The 20,954-nt window shown below is 44.7% G+C and carries 10 protein-coding genes; 6 read left to right on the top strand and 4 right to left on the bottom strand.

What is annotated here, in order from left to right; all coding sequences use genetic code 11:
* The first annotated feature begins 657 nt into the window (after positions 1 to 657).
* From OSC7112_RS41520 to OSC7112_RS33690, 4 genes are all read left to right on the top strand, one after another.
* Complete coding sequence (locus tag OSC7112_RS41520) at positions 658 to 2,223, top strand: hypothetical protein (protein ID WP_015179869.1); 1,566 nt, start codon at positions 658 to 660, stop codon at positions 2,221 to 2,223.
* Complete coding sequence (locus OSC7112_RS33680; protein ID WP_015179870.1) at positions 2,193 to 9,596, top strand: DUF4114 domain-containing protein; 7,404 nt, start codon at positions 2,193 to 2,195, stop codon at positions 9,594 to 9,596. The genes OSC7112_RS41520 and OSC7112_RS33680 overlap by 31 nt, the downstream gene beginning before the upstream one ends.
* A gap of 4 nt (positions 9,597 to 9,600) precedes the next feature.
* Positions 9,601 to 9,786, top strand: coding sequence for a hypothetical protein (locus OSC7112_RS33685; protein WP_015179871.1), 186 nt, complete (start codon positions 9,601 to 9,603; stop codon positions 9,784 to 9,786).
* A gap of 95 nt (positions 9,787 to 9,881) precedes the next feature.
* Positions 9,882 to 12,179 carry a DNA/RNA non-specific endonuclease gene (locus OSC7112_RS33690; RefSeq protein ID WP_223300947.1) on the top strand — a complete coding sequence of 766 codons (2,298 nt, stop codon included), beginning with the start codon at positions 9,882 to 9,884 and terminating at the stop codon, positions 12,177 to 12,179.
* Positions 12,180 to 12,212: 33 nt separating this feature from the next.
* On the opposite strand, the gene OSC7112_RS33695 is transcribed toward OSC7112_RS33690, so the two are convergent.
* Entirely contained in the window at positions 12,213 to 13,172 is a 960-nt protein-coding gene (locus OSC7112_RS33695) for a pentapeptide repeat-containing protein (RefSeq protein WP_015179873.1), read from the bottom strand.
* 45 nt (positions 13,173 to 13,217) lie between these two features.
* On the opposite strand from OSC7112_RS33695, the gene OSC7112_RS35020 reads away from it, so the two are divergent.
* On the top strand, positions 13,218 to 15,287 hold the full coding sequence (locus OSC7112_RS35020; protein ID WP_015179874.1) for a DNA/RNA non-specific endonuclease: 2,070 nt from the start codon (positions 13,218 to 13,220) through the stop codon (positions 15,285 to 15,287).
* 145 nt (positions 15,288 to 15,432) lie between these two features.
* On the opposite strand, the gene OSC7112_RS35025 is transcribed toward OSC7112_RS35020, so the two are convergent.
* The gene (locus tag OSC7112_RS35025) at positions 15,433 to 16,383 is read right to left on the bottom strand and encodes a pentapeptide repeat-containing protein (RefSeq protein ID WP_015179875.1); all 951 of its coding nucleotides are present in this window, start codon (positions 16,381 to 16,383) and stop codon (positions 15,433 to 15,435) included.
* 1,032 nt (positions 16,384 to 17,415) lie between these two features.
* Here OSC7112_RS35025 and ltrA point away from each other — a divergent pair.
* Positions 17,416 to 19,239 (top strand): group II intron reverse transcriptase/maturase, encoded by a 1,824-nt coding sequence (ltrA, locus tag OSC7112_RS33710; RefSeq protein ID WP_015179876.1) that lies wholly within the window; start codon positions 17,416 to 17,418, stop codon positions 19,237 to 19,239.
* A gap of 320 nt (positions 19,240 to 19,559) precedes the next feature.
* Here ltrA and OSC7112_RS33715 read toward each other — a convergent pair whose 3' ends face one another.
* Together OSC7112_RS33715 and OSC7112_RS40570 are read right to left on the bottom strand one after the other, a co-directional pair.
* On the bottom strand, positions 19,560 to 20,570 hold the full coding sequence (locus OSC7112_RS33715; RefSeq protein ID WP_015179877.1) for a tyrosine-type recombinase/integrase: 1,011 nt from the start codon (positions 20,568 to 20,570) through the stop codon (positions 19,560 to 19,562).
* A gap of 157 nt (positions 20,571 to 20,727) precedes the next feature.
* Positions 20,728 to 20,901 carry a hypothetical protein gene (locus OSC7112_RS40570; RefSeq protein WP_190274480.1) on the bottom strand — a complete coding sequence of 58 codons (174 nt, stop codon included), beginning with the start codon at positions 20,899 to 20,901 and terminating at the stop codon, positions 20,728 to 20,730.
* Between the last annotated feature and the right edge of the window lie 53 nt (positions 20,902 to 20,954).

Consider the following 20,954-nt stretch of genomic DNA (forward strand, 5'->3'; position numbering starts at 1 on the left):
AATATATTTATAATCGAGTCTAGCCGATAATAAGGACGAGCAACAAGTCGAGCGCAGTCGTAGGAATAAGCGTAAGTAAAGATTCCTCGAACTTGCTCAACGCCAAATCAATCAATTAAAAATCAAGGGTGCAGCCATGACTTTAACAAAGCCGTTCCGATTGCCTTTTCCCCAAAAAAGTAGCAAAAATACAAGTTTTGCAACCCCTACCTTGACTGTCAACCCTACAACAGGCAGTTTGAGAACTCGAACATCAAGCAAACAATCAATAATAATAGTCCTGGACGCATAGACTCTACTTGTATGATGCGCCGCTCCCCGCCTTACCACTACAAATAGTGTCAAAATTGACCCGTTGAATCGAGTCCTGAATAAATTGAGTTTAGGACTCAATAAATTGAGTCTAGGACTGAATAAATTGAGCCTAAGACTGAATAAATTGAGTCTAGGACTCAATAAATAGCGAAAGCGAGTAACAATAGCGAAGGCGGGCTACAGTCGTTTAAGGAGTACGGATTCGCCTTATAACTCCATTCAAACAGGCGACTCGACCAAAGCGGGTAACATAATTGCAACTCGCATCTCCTCAAAAAGATAAGTGACGCATCCAAGCTTACCAAAACTATTATTTAACCCTCAAATCAGGAGTGCAAGCGAGTGCCTTTAACAGACCCGATTGGAGAACCTTTAATAGAAGTGGAATCCTTAATTCCCGGACTTGCCCCAACTTTCGCCCCACAACTGCCGGGAATTCCGACTCACAAAACCTTATTATATCAAACTCCCGGCTCTTCTGAAAACTCCGAACAACCTAACTTAATAGAAACCGCAAAGCCGCCACAATCCGAATTCAGTCGAGCCGAAACCGATGCTTTTATTACTAACAAAGCCTCCGATATTCACAGCATATCTTCTGCTACCATCAGCGAGCTCAGAACTAACAGCAACCCCAGAGATGCAGCAAATTCTGAAATTGACCCCCTAATTGGCAAATTCGACTCAGACTCAGGAGATTCCCTGACCAACCCGAATCCAATAACCTCACCCGTTATAACTACATCCACAACGAGCGAAAAAGCTTCTCCCAAAACACAATTACCCGCAACCCCTGAAACAAGTTCAAAACCCGAAGATATAAAAACACCCTTATCGTCAGAGGCTACACTCAAAAGCGAATCAGAACCCAACAAAACATCACCTGCAACTGCATCAAACATAATACCAGATCGCAGTACAACTTCATCAGAAAAATCCGAAACTATTGCAGTAACAAATTTAACCGAAACTATTGCGGCTAGCCCAAACATACCCTCAACCGATAAAACCTCTACAGACAAACAGTCCCCAGTTGCCAAAGCTGACGACAAGATAGACTCAGACAAGCAATCTCAAAACTCCACAATTGTGGAGAAAACCAACTCAGGCGAACCATCTCGTACTGCCGAAGTTTCCGACAAAATAGACTCCGATAAAACAGCTCCAATTCCTTCAACTTCAGAAACAAAAAACTCAGACAAACAGCTTCCACTTGCCGAAGCTAGCACCCTGATAGACTCAGACAAAAAATCCCCAACAGTCGATGCAATACCGACCGAAAAACCCAGTTCAAATTCTCAAGAACCGCTGACAACACAGCCCCCAACAGCCCCATTAATTCCACCCGCATCTAACCCTGTTTTACCTGACACTAATATCAACCCAGAAGTCAACTCAACCGATTCCACAAACCCAGTACAAACTGCCAGTCAAGCTTTAACTGACAAACAGAATGATTCAGAAAAAGTTGACCCATTAAAAACCGAACCTGCTGCAATACCAAAAACAGCAGCCAGTGAAAATGTAGCGGTGACGACAGCGACAGCAGTTCAAACCCCAGAAAAATCTCCGAACAATACTGACTCAGTTTCGGAACTTAAACAGCCAGTTCAAACAGAATCTATTGTCAATCAATCAGCAGATGCTGAATCAATAAAAACCGACCAAACTGCAACTGCAAGCATTTCTCAACCCCCCGCAGAAACAGAGTCAGTTATCGCTCCACTTGCGTCACAATCTCCTGCCAAAACAGACTCGCTTGTCTCTAATGTTGGCGAACAATCACCAAAAGAAACCCACTCCAATGTTTCTACCGCATCCGAAGAATTACCAACAAAAACAAGTCGATTATTACCGCAGAAATCAATTCTGGTACGGTGGTTCTGGACATCCCTGTCGCTCAAATAACAGGAGAACTTGAAACCGAACAACTGCCCACAAAAAACGAGTCAATTATTGCCGTACCCGAAGCGGATGATACGGTTGAACATAATATCCCTGTCGCTGAAATAACAGCAGAATTAGAAACCGAACAATTCCCAACAAAAACAGATTCGCTAGCTCCCGCAGAATTCACTGCTGGTACAATAAAACTGGATATTACTGTTGCCTTCATAGCAAAACTTGAAACCGATCAAACCCCAGCTATTACTGTTAATTCTCTCGAATCAGACTCGCTATTTTCCAACTCGAATCAACACATACAAACCGATAATAATTCAATACCAGCACTATTCTCAACTCCATCAGAGACAGCAGCAGTTACGACACAGATAACTGAAGCCGAAGTCGAAACAACCGTTGCACCCTCAACTCTTAAATCCCCACCCGAACCGACTTCAAACAATTATAATAGCAATTCAAATCCAATAGAAACTGTCGCTGTTCTACCTGCGGATTCTGATACTGAAATTGCGCCGGAATCCGCAGAGATAACCAGCGGTTTGCTAGCGTCAGTAACCGAAAAATCTGCTCTCTTCTCAGACAATATTGCAGACACTCAACCCAATTCCACACAGAGTACCGGCAACTTCCAAACCAATACCAATCCCCCAAGAAATTTATCAATAACAACAACAGCCAATTTACCAATCCCCGGTACTTTCCTTGTAGATAACCAAGGAAAAGTCAGATTCGACTATGTATTTGACGGCGGCGGCTACGAAGGCGAACTCGGTATTTTCAGCCTGGCGGGAATGTCCGCATTTATACCCGGAACTCCAGAATTCATTGCCGAAGCATCCCGTAGAGTTTTAAGCAATTCCACCGACGGACACATTGTAATTAGCGACGCTACAGAAGGAGCCAAATTCACCGGTGCGATGCCGTTCGAAGGAGACTGGGACAGCGGCGAATATCAGGGTATCAAAACTTTCAACATGACTCCAGGCGACACCTTTGCCGTCATGTTAGTCCCCAACGGTACAGTGCAGTCATCCCTCGAATCCTCATATTCGGGAAATTGGTTCCCCGAAAACCGCCCCTTATTCAGTATCGCTACAGCCAATCCCAACGATACCGCTCATCTGCTACAAATAGCCGACATTACCGGCACCGGCAACACCTTCGCCCTGGAAGATATGTCGCCTCCTAACTCGGACAGAGATTACAATGACCTAATCTTTAAAATTAGTGGCGCAACCGGAAACGCACCGCTGCTAGATACAGTCATCAATCCTGACAGAGAATGGCGCAATACGACTCTAGGACAGCAATTGCTCGCCGAAGCCAATCCCCCGAATTCTGACAACAATCCGCCCGTTGTTTCACCGACAAGCGCTCGGACTTATACAGAATTAGAGACAACTATTTCATTAGAAAATCTTGCCACAGATGCAGAGGGCGACCCCCTAACAATTAGCGTCCAGGGTCCAGTAAACGGCACAGTAATTTTCAATCCCTTAACTAACAAAGCATCCTTTAAACCAGCAACTGGTTTCTCTGGAATTGCCAGCTTTGATTTCCTTGCCAGCGACGCTTTTGGGAGTTCAACGCCCGCGCGGGTGACAGTCAACGTCAGCGATGTTCCCCTGCTGAATCTAGATTTTGTGAAGCGAAATCCGAGCCTCAATGCAGGAGAAAATACGGAATTGATTGTGCTCGGAGATTTTGCCGACCAAAAAGGTGTAGTGCTGCCAGATTCTTATCTAACTTACACTTCATTCAATCCAGAAGTAGCACCAATTGATCCAACAGGGAAAGTGACAGGTTTGGTCAACGGCACTTCAATTTTGAGCGCGAGTCGCAACAACCTGCAAGCAGTAACAGCGGTGCGAGTAGGAAAATTGCCAGCCCCCACCAACGATGCAGAATTCAATGGAGCACTAGCCGAGATTAACGGTTTGAATGTCTATCCCAAAGCAGTCACCATGACAGCCGGAATGGGGCGAGCGCTGTTAGTCGGAATTGAAAATATCATCCAATCCCCCGATTTGAAATTCGGCTCAGTAGGAACTCGCTATTTCCCCGGAAACTCCAACTTATTGCAAGTGAATTCAGACGGCATTATTACTGCCCTAGAAGAAGGAGTTACTAACGTCACCGTCATTCACGGAGCAGCCGAACAAGTCGTGCCAGTACGAGTCTCCCTGCTTGCCGCCGCCGGAACAATTTTAGGAGTAAATGGCGGTGCAGTTTCTGGCAGTGACGGTTCAATTGTGATGGTGCCGCCCGGTGCTCTTGCCGAAAATACAGCTATTAGCTTGACATCTCTAAGCAGCAATGCTCTATCCCTACAACTTCCCGACGGTTTGCAGTTTGCCGGAGGCTTCAATTTAGACTTGGGTGATGAATCTCTGAAATTGCCCGCTCAATTAGCAATTCCAGCCCCCGCCGGCTTATCTCCCGGTACCGAAATTTTATTCATGCGAAAAGGTTCGCTGCCGGATGCTAACAATATTGAAAACCCAACTTGGCTGATTCAAGAATCCGGAGTAGTCGATGCCAACGGCATTATCCGAACCAATTCCCCACCATTTCCTGGTGTTTTGGCAAGTGGCGAATATGCGATGTTTGCATGGCCAACCGCGCTGGAATCGGGTGTTTCGACTCTTACAGTTGGAGAGTTGACCGAGCTCGGTATATCGCAAGCAGGCAAGGGATCGCTGGCTACAATCGCACGGGCAATTAACCTCGCAACTAATTTCGGTGTCCAAAGCAGCTTTTTAGCAGCAAGTGTTGGTTTAATCGGTATTGCTGCCGTTGGAGCCCAATTCGCCGCTACAATCTTGCTCCTCGGTTACTTGGCTAAATACCTGCAATCTGGATTGAAAGTCATCGCCATTCCACAAGTCGGTTTACCTGTAGTCACGGATGCAGGCGTCGAACTCGACCCAGAAGGGATTCCCAGCGTCACAGCGACTGTAAATGTACCGACATTATTCCCCGCAGACCCCTTCGCACCTCCAGTGCTTCAATCCGCTGAATTTAAGTTGGAAAATGGCGACCCAACCGTCGTCCTGACAGGCAGCAATTTCCTGAATAACTCCAATGATTTGGGCGGTGAATTTGAGGATTTAACTGTCAGCTTCCGCGTCGGCGACAAAACTTATCCCGCCATTTTGATGCCGGAGAAAAACACCGATTTAGGAGAAAATCGCTACAAAATTGCTGTCAAAATTCCGATTACCGTACCCGTCGGCGAATCCAGTATTGTAGTGTCGAGAAAGCAGAAAAAGCGCTTCGGACTGGGCGTTGGAGATTACGAAATTGTCGAACTAGAAAGTGAAGAAAATATCCGCCTCGCTCCTACCTGCGTTGAATTGGCGCTGGTTACCGAACGCACGGGCGACAAAATCAACGTTATTAATCTCAAAGACCCTTTATCAACTGTTGAAACCCAGACCAGCGATAAATTGGCGGTTGCTATTAACATTCCTGTGGGTAATCCCAATATCCCATCAGACCGACCGGAGTCGATCGCGCCTACCAACAATGCTACCCGCGGCTACGTGACTCTGCGCGACACCGGCCGCGTGTCTGTGGTGGATTTGATAGCCCTGCGAGAGATAGACACTACTCCTGAAACGGCGACTGTAGATGCGATTAGCTTGCCCTCTGGAGCCAGACCGCAAGCTATTGTTATCGACCCCAAAGACAATTATGCTTACATTGCCGACCAAAATCGCCCCAACATCTACGTTCTCGACATCAATCCGAATTCGGCAACTTATCATACCGTTGTTCAGACAGTTAACGTCTCATCGCCGCTGGGATTGAGCCAGTTGGCTATCAGCAGCGACGGGCGGCGACTGTTTGCCACAGGTTCCGACAATAACGAACAAACACCTAACCGCCGCATTTACGCTGTCAACATTGACCCCGCCGACAAACCGAAGGCTGAGGGTTCTAACGATCGCAAGTGGCAGCAGCAGATTGGAGTAATTCCCACCGCATCAGAGACAGAGGGCATAGCTGCTACTCCCGACCCCAAGAAAATGGTGTTCACCAACGGATTTGCTAGTGTCCTCACCATAAGTAATGGGGAGCAGATCAAGCTTCAGAATGACGGCCAGGGCTTTGGGGTACTCGAAATTGAGTCTGATGACCCCCTCAACTTTAGTGCTAAAGTCAGCTACGCTCCTCTGTCGCTGGGCCTAGCTAATGACTATTTTGATGTCAACGAGGCAGTGGCTGTAACAGTAACGCCAGACGGGAAATATGCGTTTGTTGCCGGCCGCAACTCTAGGGCAAATATAGGTACGCGCGAGGGTGGAAATATAGGCATTATCAAAGACCCGCTGGGACCCAATCCTCAATTGGTGGCTGCGACTCGACCGATTCCCGACAGCTTAACTAACAACCTAGCGCTTTCGAGCGACGGCAAATATTTGATTGCTTCCTATCCCACCACAAATTTGGGAGGAAGTTCCTACGTTTTCGATGTTCAGGAAATGATTAAGGCTATAGAGAATCCCGGCAATTACAAGCTTGACGCACGAGACAGGGGAGTGGGTACCGTTGGTTTCGCGACTGACACTGAGCGAAATGCGACCCAAGCCGACTTCGCCCGCGTGCCCATTGACGATATCAACCCTCTTGTCAGTATTGCGGCCGACTACGAAATTACGGGGGGAAATTGGATTAATAACTTTGAGTTTAGCGTCCCGGATGGCACGAAACGCGCTCCCATTGGTATCGGCGGAAATCCTAAAGGTTTGGCAATCGCGAGTACAAAAAATTGGCTGGAATTAGAGGGGCCGATTGGTACTAGCGAAAGTGACACCAATCCTCTAACTCCTACTTTTGAGTGGGATTTGAAGGGTGACGGTGAAGAATGCGGTCTTCCTGGTTTTAATCCTGATACTGATGTCGAGGAGGTCAATCTTTATGTAAGCGTTTTTCCGCAAGGGAAGGGCTTGTTGCCCGATGATAGGTGGGATGGGTTAAATTCGGCTGGCGACCAAGATTACAATCCGAATCGGGTTCTGACTGCTCAATGGAACAATGGTATCTGGACTTGGGATGGCGGCACTAAAGCTGGTTCTTCTGAGGAGTTTACTCTTTCTAATGACCGAATGTTGACGGCGGGTCAGGAATATCATTGGGCTGTGGAAGCTGTGACGAATGGAGGGGAAAGAAAAGTTGTTACCAATCAGTTTAAAACTTTACTGCCGGCTCCGATGACTGGTAGCAATACTTTCAGTAGCGTTACGGTATTAACGCGGGGCTTAGAATCTCAACCTAATTTGATAGATCGCCAATTCGAGCAGATGGCTTCTCACCTGACTAAAGAAAATGGTTTGGTCATGCGTTACGATCACGCCACTAACAAATGGGGATGGCTCAATTTTGATGGCTCCACAACCTTCTCCCCTCCAAGTCACAAATTGGGCGCACCACTGGTACTAATCCCTGGGTGGGAACAGTCGCCAGAAGCAACCGCATTTAACTCTGGCTTTACTGAGGCAGCCGCAGATGCCTTTTTTGCTTCACTGGTAGCTTTAAATCAAAATTTGGTAAACACCCTTTTCAATTCACCTATGCACTTTATGGGGTTTGGTCAGGGTGCAGCGATCAACAATGAAATTGTCCAGCGTTTGGGGAGTTATTTTCCCTTCGGTGGTGGTACTAGCCTTGTAAACCGCGACCTCCAGATGACAACGATCGATCCTCATGCTTTCGACCCAAATGAGTCGGTAACCTCCTTAAACAGCTTCCGCGATCCAGAAGTGCGAATCTGGGAAAATGTTACCTATGCCGATAACTATTATCAAGACGTTCCCGCTGTAGATACACAGGCAATTAATACCCCTGCTGGTCGGCGAATTGCGGAGGCGGATTGGAACGTACACCTTGGTGGTTCTGATGGCTTGAGCCGGATTGGATTTACTGAAAATAGCACGGATGGAAGGCCTCACCAAGCTCTAACTTGGTATGCAGGAACAGCTAACCTTAGCGGAAGTCAACTCCCCTCAAGGAATGGAGAGAGGATTTACCGTCGGCTTGGAGATCTGGAACTAGATAGTTCAGGCAATCCAACTACACCTACGTGGTACACACCCGACCATACTGATGCTAATTTTACTCACGGCGAACAGCAAGCTCCTTGGGAAGGTATCGGTACTGGCTGGTTTTACTCGGTACTGGGTGGTGGCTCTCAATTACGCCCCTATGATGCTAACGTAAGTAACCGTGTCCCCGTAACTGAGGACAATACCTACACAGACGAAATTATAGGTAACAAGATGCGAGGTGACTATGCAGTTCCCACCCTTTTCAATGGTAATTTTGACGCCAGCAAACGTTTTACAGCTCAGAGTGTTCCAGGCTGGTCTTTTTACAACTCTTTAAGTGTATCCGACAATCCTAATGTGTCGCAAAGACATCTGCATGAACGGGATGAGATTGATACCTTTTTAACTGAAGAGCAAAGAATATTAAACCCGGGTTTGGCGGGAAAAAACTATACCTTGAAGATGGGAGGAACCGATGGACCTAAAGAAATAATTCATAATCTATTTCTTGTCCCCGATCAAAACAGCTTACACGATAGTTTGAAATTCGACCTGCACGTACCTGAAGACCAACTCGGTGCGGGAAGAAAAATTACGGTTTCTCTGAGAGCAGACGTAGCTGGTTACGAACAGTTTACGTCAATAGGAACTATCGATTTAGAGCGAGTATCTGGAATAAATAGCTCTGGTCCAGAGCTCGACAGCAATATTCGCAAGATCGGTTATGGTACTGAAGGCTTGGAAACTTTCTACCTAAATCTCCCGGAAGAACTGCGCGGTAAGGCAGCTTTACTCAAGTTTGAAATCAATGACGGCACTGTTTACCTTGACGATATTTCTTTTGGCAAGAAGTGGGAACCTTCTATGACTCTGGCTGAGGCTGAAGAATATACAAAAAATAGCTACTACAGCGGACGCACGCTCTATCATGGAACTAGCCCAGCGGGTGCTAGTAGTATTACGAATATTGGTGTAAATCCTGGTAGGTTCACAAGAGGTTTCTTCGGAGAAGGTTTTTATTTGACAAATCTGGAGGAGAGGGCTAAGGATTTTAGCAGTGATGAGAATGGCAATCCAACGCAGGGTCCGATATTAAAGATTATGCTGAACGTAAAAAACCCCAAAGTTTATCAGGATTTAACTGAATTTGATGAGCGGGTAGCTAATTACGGTCAGGAAACTGGTCTACAAGAACCAGAGCGGACGGTTAGATATGTAGAGGATCTCAAATCTCAGGGGTATGATGCGATCGCGACTAGAAGCCCAGAAATGATGCTATACTATATAGTTTTTGACCCCAAACAAGTAGTTGTTGTTGAGGAGTAATCAAATGGCTGAATATGCAGGATGCCGTGGCTGCCGTCACTATCTTCGCGTGTATATAAACGGTATTCCAACTTGTCGCGCCTTTCCTGAAGGAATTCCACCAATTATTATCGTCGGAAAAGAACATACAAAACCTTTACCCGACCAAGACAATACAATTGTTTATGAACCAGCCGAAGCAGCCAAGTAGGCAGTACCCCAAGACCAACTCAGTGCGGGAAGAAAATTTACGGTTTCTCTGCGAGCAGACGTAGCTGGTTACAAACAGTAAAAACCCAAAGTTTATTGGGTACGTTTTTACCTAATGCTGGAGGTACGAGTCTGGCAAATCGCGACCTTCAGATGACGACTATTGACCCTTACGATTACGATGATAATTCTTTTTCTGGACCTTTCCTTAATATTCAAGATCCGGAAATTAAGGTTTGGAATAATGTCACTTATGCTGACAATTACTACCAAACTAATGGTATTGGGAATACAATTAACGGGCGGGAACTTTCGGGAACGAACTGGAAATCTGATTGGAATGTTTCACTCAATAATCTGGCTGGTTTTACGCCGGATGATGGGGAAGGTGCTTCCCATCGGGCTGCTTTGGCTTGGTATGCGGGGACTGCTAATCTCAATGAAAGTCAGTTTCCTTCGGAGAATGGCGAAACAATTTACCGTCGCTTGGGTGATTTGGAGCAAAATAATATTGCTGATGTTACTAAGACTTGGTACACTCCTGAGCACACTAATGCTAGTTTTACTCAGGGCGATACTAAAGCTCCTTGGGAAGGAATTGGTACGGGTTGGTTCGACTCTGTTTTGGGGGGAGGTTCTCAATTACGGCCTTATTTTGATGGTGGGAAGAAGACTAAAAATGAGTTGGGTGACTTTGAGGATTATTTGAAGAAGAATCGGGTTTCGGTTTACGAGGATAATACCTACACAGATAGGATGCGGGGTGATTATGCAGTTCCTACTTTGTTTAATGGGAATTTTGATGCTGTAGCTGGCAGAAAAAGCGCTCAAACTATCCCAGGTTGGTCTTTATTTAATGGTTCATCTGAAGATGTTTTACAATCCCACTTAGTAGATTGGTATACCATCGGAGAGGAAGTTGCAAAGAATAGAGCCAACACACCCGGCTTAAAAGACTTAATAGGTAGCGGTTACTTAGATGCCATAAGCTACGATGTAGCTCGACCTAATTTTGCCCTGAGAATGGGAGTAGGTGGGACAAAGAAAATCGTACATAACTACTTTGTGATGCCAGAATGGGGAGATTTGCGATTTAACCTCCACGCGCCGTTTCAGAACCGTGGTGGAAAACTTAAGGTCTGGCTGGAAACTACACCAAAGACAGACTCGCAAGGGCAACCAATTATTGGTACTGGCAGTCACCTTCTCAAAGAGATAAATCTCTCAGCAGATCCAGAAAATAAACTAGAGACATATGCAAGCGATATTGACAAAATTGGTTTTGGCAGAGGAGGGTTTGAAACTTTCCATGTAGATAGCAGTAAGCTAGATCAGTTTCGAGGTCAGAGCGCTAAATTGAGGTTTGAAGTTGAGGGAGATACCAGAGTTTATTTAGATGATGTTTTCTTTAAGAGTAGTCACCTTGAATTTGGCAATCCATCAGAAGCTAGGTACAGTCCTGAAGAACCAAACAATAATCCCTATCGCGAAAACTTGTTACTGGAAAAACCGCAGTACACAGCATCTTACAATCGCACGACAAAAACTCCCAACTGGGTAAGCTGGCAGGTAAATAAATCATGGATTGGCGGACAACGCCAAGCTGACGATTTCATCGCCGATCCTACATTACCTAATGGCTGGCCTCAAATTAGTGGTAGCAATTATGAAAATAATAACGGGTTAAGTCTGGGATTTAACAAAGGACATATAATCCCTTCAGGAGATCGGACAAGATATCCCAAAGACAACATAGCCACTTTTTTAGGAACCAACTTAATCCCGCAAAACGCTGACAATAATCTGTTTTTTAGCGCTCCTAATAATCCCGCCGAAGCCTCTGCATGGTACAATATAGAACAGTTAGTAACAGGTTTAGCTGAAAGTAGTAAACAAGTTTACGTTGTTGCGGGTACCTATGGCACAAATTGGGAACCACAGAAAAAGAGTAACGCTCTCCCCAACGATTCTAGGTATCAAGGGCTTACCAATTCTGAGGCTTTTCGGCAACAAGGAATTAACATTCCTACCTGGACATGGAAAAAAAATCTAGTTTTAGAGCATCCTAGCCAAGGGGTGCCTGATGTTAATCGCAATACCAAAATTTACACATTTCTTACACCTAACAGAGCCGAACCATCAGCGCTAGACTGGGCTAATGCTGGGGAGCAAGGAATAGTCCACCCGTTTTATGAAATTGGAGAGCGGTTGCAATTAAATCGAGTTTTATCTCCCATTAAAAATGTGACTGAATGGCGAGACCCCAACACTTGGTTAGTTAGTCTTGAAGAACTGGAAAACTTGCTTAAAGGTAAAAATATTAAGCTGTTTTCAAATATTCCTGGAGATATTCGAGATTCTCTCAAGCAAAATATAAACTTGCCACGTCCATGATTTATAGAAATCAAATTGATGGCAAATAGAACCCTACCTTTTCCAATTAGAAGCATATTCACTAGGACCAATGATAACTTCTCCGTTGGGCAAGGTAGTGTTACGAAAGAATGCAGATTCCGTGAACAGAAGCTCAGCCCCACTCAGGTTAGCTTCTGTAAAATCTACACCATACATTTCTGCATATAAGTTGGCATCTTTCAAATTGGTATAGCTTAAATTTGCTCCTCTCAAGTTAGCAATACACAGATTAGCACCGCTCAAATTTGCCCCCCTAAAATTAACTCTCTTCAAGCAGGACTCTTGAAAATTGACACCGCTTAAGTTAGCATTAGCAAAGTGGGCACTCGGCATAATAATGTTAGGCAAATCCACACCTCTAAGATCGGCCCGATACAAGACTATGCCCTCAAACCTTCTTTCTCCAGCAGCGTAGCGCCGTAGCAATTCTTGAGTTTCAAGAACTCTAACTGGATCGCTTTTATAGCTGCCATCCGGCATAATAGTATGACAAAACAACGCAGATTCTGTATCAATATTCTGCCATTGAGCCGAGACAAAATTGGTGCCAGTTAGGTTCGTCTCAGCCAGGCTAACATTGTTTAAGTTAGTATTCTCCAAATTAGCACCGCTCAGGTCAGCATACTTCAATTGAGCATTAGTCAGATTAGCCTTGCTAAAATTTGCCTCCACTAAGCAAGTGCTCCTCAAATTAGCATTTTCTAGATTAGTGTCACTTAAATTAGCACCGCTCAGGTCGCACCCCTGGAAAATACTTGAGTGCAAATCAGAGCCACTTAAATCGATATCGATCAGGTATTCACCTTGGACAACAATTCCTTCTAAATTCATTCCAGAAAAGTCTCTCCATCCATCTTTGTACAAATTGACAACCTCCGGACCTTCCATCTCTGGGTGATGTTCGTAGAGGGATAGAAGCGGCATAAATTTTTCGGTTTCTTCTTCCCCTTCGAGATATTCTTCGCTATTCATCACTTTTTTTAAGATAAAATATTTACATATTAATAATAGCAGAGCGTGAGCCAGACAAGACTACATCCCAATCGTATCCTGGTGGATGAAATTCAACCTCACAAACTTTATAATTCTGGTTTTAATGTTTCACTCAATAATCTGGCTGGTTTTACGCCGGATGATGGGGAAGGTGCTTCCCATCGGGCTGCTTTGGCTTGGTATGCGGGGACTGCTAATCTCAATGAAAGTCAGTTTCCTTCGGAGAATGGCGAAACAATTTACCGTCGCTTGGGTGATTTGGAGCAAAATAATATTGCTGATGTTACTAAGACTTGGTACACTCCTGAGCACACTAATGCTAGTTTTACTCAGGGCGATACTAAAGCTCCTTGGGAAGGAATTGGTACGGGTTGGTTCGACTCTGTTTTAGGGGGAGGTTCTGAATTTCGCCCGTATGATTTGGATGGATATAAGTTTAGCCTAGACGAGATTCAGGAGTTCGGCTACCCCAACGGTTGGAAAAATTATTTAGAAGGCAAGCGAGTTTCAGTGACAGAAGATAACACCCCAATACCTGCAATGCGGGGTGATTTTGCAGTTCCTACGCTCTTTAATGGCAATTTTGATGCGATTGCGGCTAAACTAGATTCGCAACCCCTTCCTGGTTGGTCTTTGTACAATGGCGATGATAAGTCTGTGTTGCAAAGATCCTTGGTGAATGCGATCGGGTCTAATTCGGGTTCAACCAATTACGCTTTGGCTCTCAAATCAGATGAGAGCATTACGCACAACCCTTTTGTTGTACCCGATTGGGGGAACTTGCGGTTCGATGTTCATGCCCCAGTTGCTAGTGGTAAACTGCGTGTTACACTCGAAACAATTGATGGTAATTTTAAAGAGACAAACGAAATAGACCTGGGCAAAGGACTTCAAATACCTAACAGTATGACTGATGTTTCTCAGGTTACGAGCGCCTACTTAAATAACCTTAATGCAGTAGGATTTGGTCGAAACGGTTTTGAAACTTTCCAGATGAATTTGCCAACTAACAATGATGTCACAAAACAGTATCGAGGTCAACCAGCTACTTTGAAGTTTGAATTAGAAGGGGGTGAATCAGTTTACCTAGATAATGTTTTCTTTAAGAGCGATTCTCTGAATTTTGGTAATCCCACTGAAGCTAGATGGAATATCGACGAACCTGCTCAAAATCCATATCAAACCAATTTATTGCTTGAGAAGCCACAGTACACATCGTCTTATAATGCTGTTACTGGATTACCTAACTGGGTTAGTTGGCAAGTTGACAATACTTGGAGTCAGCGATTCGTCGGTCGCACTGGAGATCAATTTATCGTTGACCCCGACTTACCTAATAACCCTAACTTCCCAACTTGGTCTCGCATTGATGGGACGATGTATCAAGGTAGTGGACTTGATAAAGGTCATCTTGTCCCTGATAAAGATAGAAATAGAAACCAGAAAGATGCTCTTGCTACCTACATGAGCACAAACTTAATCCCGCAAGCAATAGACAATAACCGACTGTTCCGCAATAACCCAGACATTTCGCCTGCATGGTCTAGAATTGAATCAAAATTAGTTGAGCAGCTAATCTTTGATTACAACAAAAAACTTGATATTACTGCTGGTGTTTTTGATACTAAACCACAGAATTGGTCTATCCAGCCAAAAACTAGAGCACCTGAAGCACTTACGGAAGCGCAAAATCAGGGAAATACAAATCCTACAAATTTAGAAGCTAACGGAATTCGCATTCCTGGGTGGACATGGAAAACAATTTTGGTTTCCAACAAATCAAATCTTGGGGTACAAGATATTCTTGGCAGTTACACCTATATTACGCCCAACATACCAGAACCTTACACGGACTGGAACGGGCAACCAGCAGTCCCGAATCCACTTAATCAACTGTTAGGGGAAAACCGCGAACCTATAACAAGTGCCGAACAATGGCGAACACCAAGCACATGGAAGATTTCTATTAATCAGCTTGAAAATTTGCTGAATGCTCAGGGTTCTGACAAGGTTTTTAACTTTTTGTCAAATCTTCCTGAAGATGTTCGGAATCGAATTAAACAACAGAGCGATTTCCAGTTTCCACCTCCCTAAGTCCAACTTGCTTGGGATTTACGCAGAACTATTATTAAATAGATTGAGGAGGTATCTAAATGTTCAAAACATTAGTGTTCTCTCAATGCTGCGTAAGTCCTATTTTTTTGAAAGAGATGTAACCCCTACGACAACTTATTCAAATTTAAAATTCATTTTCTCTAATCTCTCCGCGCCAGTGTTCAGTAGCATTTATTGGACCAGGGATAAATTCTCCAGTTACCCAAGTAGTGTTACAAAAATACACATCTGCTTCAGCACCAAAAAGATTTTGAATTCCCTCAAGATTACTTCCTGTAAACTCGGGAGCATACATATCAGCCAATCCCAAATATGCACCTCTAAGATCGCAGTAAATTATTTGAGGATTGCGCCATTCGCAGTTAATTAAATGGGTATTTTTCAAATCACTAAAAATAATCCGTTTAATGCCACCAAAATTACAATCAGTCAAGTTAGCGCCGACCAAATTTACGTGACTGAAGCGAGTTTGCCATAAAAAATTAACGCCCGATAAAGTAACATTACTGAGATCGACTTCATGCAAAACTAGATTCCGAAACTCTCTTTCACCTTCATCATAAAGTCTGAGAAATTCCCCAACGTCTGTCAGTCTGTGAGAATCGGTTTGTACTTGACCATTAGGCATAATAGTTTGACAAAAAATAGTATCTTTTGTCGTTTTAATATCAGTAATATTAGCTTTTGTTAGATTAGCTCCAATGAGTTCGGTACCGCTTAAATCAGCATTAGTTAGGTCAGCATTAGTTAGGTCAGCATTAGTTAGGTCAGCATTAGTTAAGTTAGCGTTTCTGAGATTGGCTCCTCTCAAGTTCGCATTGAGCATGAAAGCCGATACTAAAGAAACTTTTTCCATATTGGCATCACTCATATTGGCATTGATTAGGCGAGTCCGCCCTATTTCAAAGTCTACCCATCTCAAATCGGCCTGGCTGAGATTGATATCAATGAAACAAGGCCACTGAAGACGAGCGTATTTTAAATCAATCCCTGTAAAGTTTCGCTCTCCGGCTCTATACTGTTGAATCATATCAGCTCCAGCGATGCGTCCCTTGGCAATTTCTTGAAGACTCATAATTATTGTCTAAATTAGTTTACATCTTGTATTATAGTACAATTATCATTAGTTGGCTCTTTCGTACTTATATAACAACTTTTTAGGACATTATCATAATTTCATACTTCCCTGTTAGCCTTGTGGGAGGGCGGACAATTACTACCAAACAAGATGCAAACTTTTTGATTGACAGTACCAACAATCAAATTCAGAATACTAAGGATATCTAGTCTGATATCGAAAATAAGATTGGGTTGGGGAGAAAAGGATTTGAAACCTTCCAACTTAAGTTAAACCTCACTGATTCAGAAATCGCAGAGTTTCGAGGTAAGCCAGCGAAAATAACCTTTTCTTTAGACGGTGGCGATTCCGTTTACATAGATAATGTTTTCTTCAAGGGGTATAGCCGAGATACGCGCATTCCGAGGACATGACGTAAAGTTTTGTGTGCGATTCGTTTAGCCTAAATGAGTATTAATACTCTGGGACGGCTAGCCAGGTAAATCTAAGGGAGTAATCCCAACAGAACCTTGACAACTTGACTGCCATGTAGGTGTAAGCCCTACCACTCAGGCGCAGAGTTGAAAGCATTACCCCTAGGGTAGCGATTGGTCATCAATCCCTAAAGCGGGGTAAGAAGGCGTTCTTACTGGGAGCCTAACCCGGTATACGTCGAGCAAGAGACTATGGATACGAGAGAAAGGTACGTCTGAACCATCGTTATTACGAACCAGTCAAATAAGGCTGACAGACTGGAGCCAAAAGGCACAGGATATGGTGATGGCTACTACATTATAGACCATCAAGCGCTACCAATAAACCCGGTGGATAGTACCGTCCTAACGTCTCAAACAATGGCAGTCAGGAACGAAGTAATCCTTCCAATACCTCTTGTAATGGTCGATAAACAAGTAATCAACCAAGATGAAAGCTTCTGGGAAACCAGGGTACGGAAGGGGAGGATGGTGTCAGAAGCGAACGCCTTACCGTAATGGCGAGGATATGCAGACAGACACCCGGTTACAGGAAATATAGAGTCGTGAAAAAGCAATGAATAAGCCTAATGCCGAATTAACAATTCAGGAAAGGATGGACGATTCAATCCAATGGAACCAAATTAATTGGAAGAAGCTGGAAAAACGAGTATTCAAGTTGCAAAAACGAATCTATAGAGCCAGTGAGCGTGGTGATTTAAAAGCAGTTCGTAGACTCCAGAAAACACTACTAAACTCGTGGTCAGCTAAGTGCTTAGCGGTCAGACGGGTAACACAGGAGAATCAGGGAAAAAAGACGGCTGGTGTGGACGGTGTGAAATCACTGACCCTTCTTCAGCGTATTGACTTGGTAGGGCAATTGAAACTTACCCGGAAAGCAAAACCAACCCGCAGAGTTTGGATACCAAAACCGGGGACAGAAGAAAAACGCCCATTAGGAATCCCCGTCATGAAAGACCGGGCAATACAAGCCCTAGTTAAGCTAGCATTAGAACCCGAATGGGAAGCCCGTTTTGAATCCAATTCCTACGGTTTTAGACCCGGACGCTCATGCCACGATGCGATTGAAGCTATATTCAATGCTATCCGATACAAACCCAAATTTGTATTAGATGCAGACATCTCAAAATGTTTTGAGCGCATCAATCATCCAGAACTTCTCAGGAAGATTAACACCTTCCCAGTCATGCACAGACAAATCAAAGCATGGCTGAAAGCCGGGGTAATGGATAACGGAATCTTCGAGGAAACTGAAAAAGGAACACCACAAGGCGGGGTAATATCGCCGTTATTGGCTAACATCGCCCTGCATGGAATGGAAAACCGAATCAAGCAATACGCAACTACCCTTAAAGGGGGAAAGAGAGACAATCAATACGCTCTCACATTAGTGCGATACGCGGATGACTTCGTAATTCTCCATGAAAAACTTGAAGTAGTCCTAGAGTGCCAAAGAATAATCCAGAACTGGCTAAAGCAAATAGGGCTAGAACTGAAACCAGCGAAAACTCGGATTGCTCATACCCTGAAACCACTAGCTGAAAATCAACCCGGATTCGATTTTCTGGGATTCACAATCAGGCAGTTCAAGGTAGGAAAATATCAATCAGGGGAAAACGCACAAAGAAAAAAGCTGGGATTCAAAACGATTATTAAGCCTTCTGCTTTGAAAATCAAAACGCACCTAGAGAAAATAGCAGAGATCATCGACGCACATAAAGCAGCATCTCAAGCTGCATTGATATCGCGCCTTAATCCAATTATTAGGGGATGGTCAAACTATTACTCAACCGTGTGTAGCAAGGAAATCTACTCAAAATTGGATTTCCTAATGTACCAAAAACTTCGTAGATGGGCTAACCTACGCCATCCCAACAAGACTAAGAAGTGGGTGGCAGGAAAATACTGGCAAACCATAGGAAATAACCACTGGGTTTTTGCAACTCGTCTTGAAGGGAATTGTTCCTTAACCTCAGTCAAACACTCGGATACACCGATTAGTAAACATACCAAGGTAAAAGGTGACGCTTGCCCTTACGACGGAAATTTAATCTACTGGAGTACAAGAATGGGTACACACCCCGAAGTCCCAACAACAGTGGCAAAACTGTTAAAAAGACAGAAAGGAAAGTGCCCGCACTGCGGACTACATTTCAAACCCGGTGATATATGGGAAATTGACCATATCAACCCTAAAGCCAATGGTGGAAGGAACACTATGGATAACTTCCAACTTTTACACCGCCACTGCCACGACTCAAAAACCAAAGAAGATTTGGCTGGTATGCGTGACAAGCATCCTGTAACCCAGGAGCCGTGTGAAGCGAAAGTTTCACGCACGGTTTTGAAGACGAGCAGGCGGGGTGACTCGCTTGCTTAGTTTAACAAATATAAGACAAAATGACTTGAAGTAGCAAAGCCTGAAATGTTTAGCAGTAAAAGATGGACGCTTTTTGGGTCTGTACGGAGGCAGAGTATTGGTTATACTCTGCCTTCTCAAACTTGGTTGAATAGTCAGCTAATTTAGGATGCTTTTGTGCTTGCAAGCTTCCTCGAAAGCAAAGTCGCGACTTATTTGTTACGTTTCTTAATATCACGTCCTCTGAATGCAGGTATCTCGGCTTTACCCCGGCAAGTGCGATCGCACTTGCCAAAACCAAAATCCCTCAATTACTCGAAAGTTGAGGGATTTTTCTTGGCTCAAAACATCCCATCCAGTAAGTCGGTAACGGCCCCTTGGTCGCGGCTGCGATTATCGTCGTACACCATCAGAGTATTCAAATTCCTGTGCCTGCTGAGTTTCTGAACCTTCCGCACATCCCCGTCTGTTGCATCCAGTGCCGCTGTGATGGCTGAGTGCCGGATTCGGTGGGGACTCATTTGTTTTTTGATACCAGCCTTTTCGCTATAACGGACAACCATCTTGCAGATACCGTCGCCGCTAAGTCTGTGTCCACTGTGGGCGGAGTCAAGTGCTATAAAAAGCGGGCTATCGGGCGAGCAACTTCCCCTTTCCTCCAACCAATCGGCGATCGCCCGAACAGTCGCCACGCCCAAGTCCACTACTTCCGACTGAGTGCCGCGTCCCTTGCCAAGAATTCGCAAAGTCTTACCGGCCGGGTCAAAGTCTCGAACGTTCAACTGACTGATTTCGTTGCGCCGCAAAGCATTACCCCACAGCAAACGCAGCAAAGCATAGTCTCTCTTGCCAGCTTTCGTTGCCAGATCGCACCCGCTCAAAATTCGCTCAAAAGTGGCTCTATCAACGCCCGTTGTATCTCGGTAGCCGACAATTTTCTCCCCTTTGATGTCCCCTAAAGTATAGTGACACACGCCGAGCTTGCGACCCATTTCCACCAACGATTTAACAGCCGCCAGCCGCCGATTGACCGTGGCCTCCTTGAGTCCCTTGTCGATCAGCTTAGCTTTGTACTTCAAAACCACCGAAACTGCTTGCCGTTCCTCAAGGTGCAAAAACTCCAAAACGTTATCAGGCAAGGCGGGCATCCCCGTCATAGTTACCAAAAAGTCATTTACGTCCCTCTCGTAGGCGCGGCGAGTATTTTCGGAGCGCTTGTCGGCGAGTAATTGTTTGAGCACGTCAGGATCGGTATCTAGAGTATCGAAATATCTTTCAATTTTGGCATCGAGGTTCGCTTCCAGGCGGGCGATCCTCTTCGAGGGCAACGCTTCCGACAGTTCTGCTTTCATTATTTTTGCTATTAATAAGCGAAGTTATTAATGGCGCTCGCTGATTGGCTCTCTGGTGCTTGGTTTGGGTTGCTGCACCCTTTTGGTTTCTCAAGACCAATTTGAGGAAGCTGAGACGGCGGTGAGGGCGCAGTTAGATTGCAGTCGCTAATCATCCCTACCAACTCTCTTGGCGATCGCCAAGAGTTGCCACAATTTCCTCACTGTCAGTCGCTCCCATTCTCATGTCAATGCCAAGCAAACCCGGCAGCCCAACACTAAACCGAATGAATGCAGCAACCGCCCAACAATACGGGATTCTGTACGTTGAGCTATCTAGAACTTCAAACATTCAAATGTTTGAACATTCAAGCATCTAATCCTTGGGCTTTTCCATTGGGGTCG

Origin of the sequence: Oscillatoria nigro-viridis PCC 7112 (assembly GCF_000317475.1) — a bacterium.
Classification (GTDB): domain Bacteria; phylum Cyanobacteriota; class Cyanobacteriia; order Cyanobacteriales; family Microcoleaceae; genus Microcoleus; species Microcoleus nigroviridis.

What these genes read in the sequence shown, in the direction of transcription:
- OSC7112_RS33685 (WP_015179871.1), top strand. Translation starts at nt 9,601, where the DNA reads ATGGCTGAATATGCAGGATGCCGTGGCTGCCGTCACTATCTTCGCGTG.
- OSC7112_RS33695 (WP_015179873.1), bottom strand. Translation starts at nt 13,172, where the DNA reads ATGAATAGCGAAGAATATCTCGAAGGGGAAGAAGAAACCGAAAAATTT.
- OSC7112_RS35025 (WP_015179875.1), bottom strand. Translation starts at nt 16,383, where the DNA reads ATGAGTCTTCAAGAAATTGCCAAGGGACGCATCGCTGGAGCTGATATG.
- ltrA (WP_015179876.1), top strand. Translation starts at nt 17,416, where the DNA reads ATGAATAAGCCTAATGCCGAATTAACAATTCAGGAAAGGATGGACGAT.
- OSC7112_RS33715 (WP_015179877.1), bottom strand. Translation starts at nt 20,570, where the DNA reads ATGAAAGCAGAACTGTCGGAAGCGTTGCCCTCGAAGAGGATCGCCCGC.
- OSC7112_RS40570 (WP_190274480.1), bottom strand. Translation starts at nt 20,901, where the DNA reads ATGTTTGAAGTTCTAGATAGCTCAACGTACAGAATCCCGTATTGTTGG.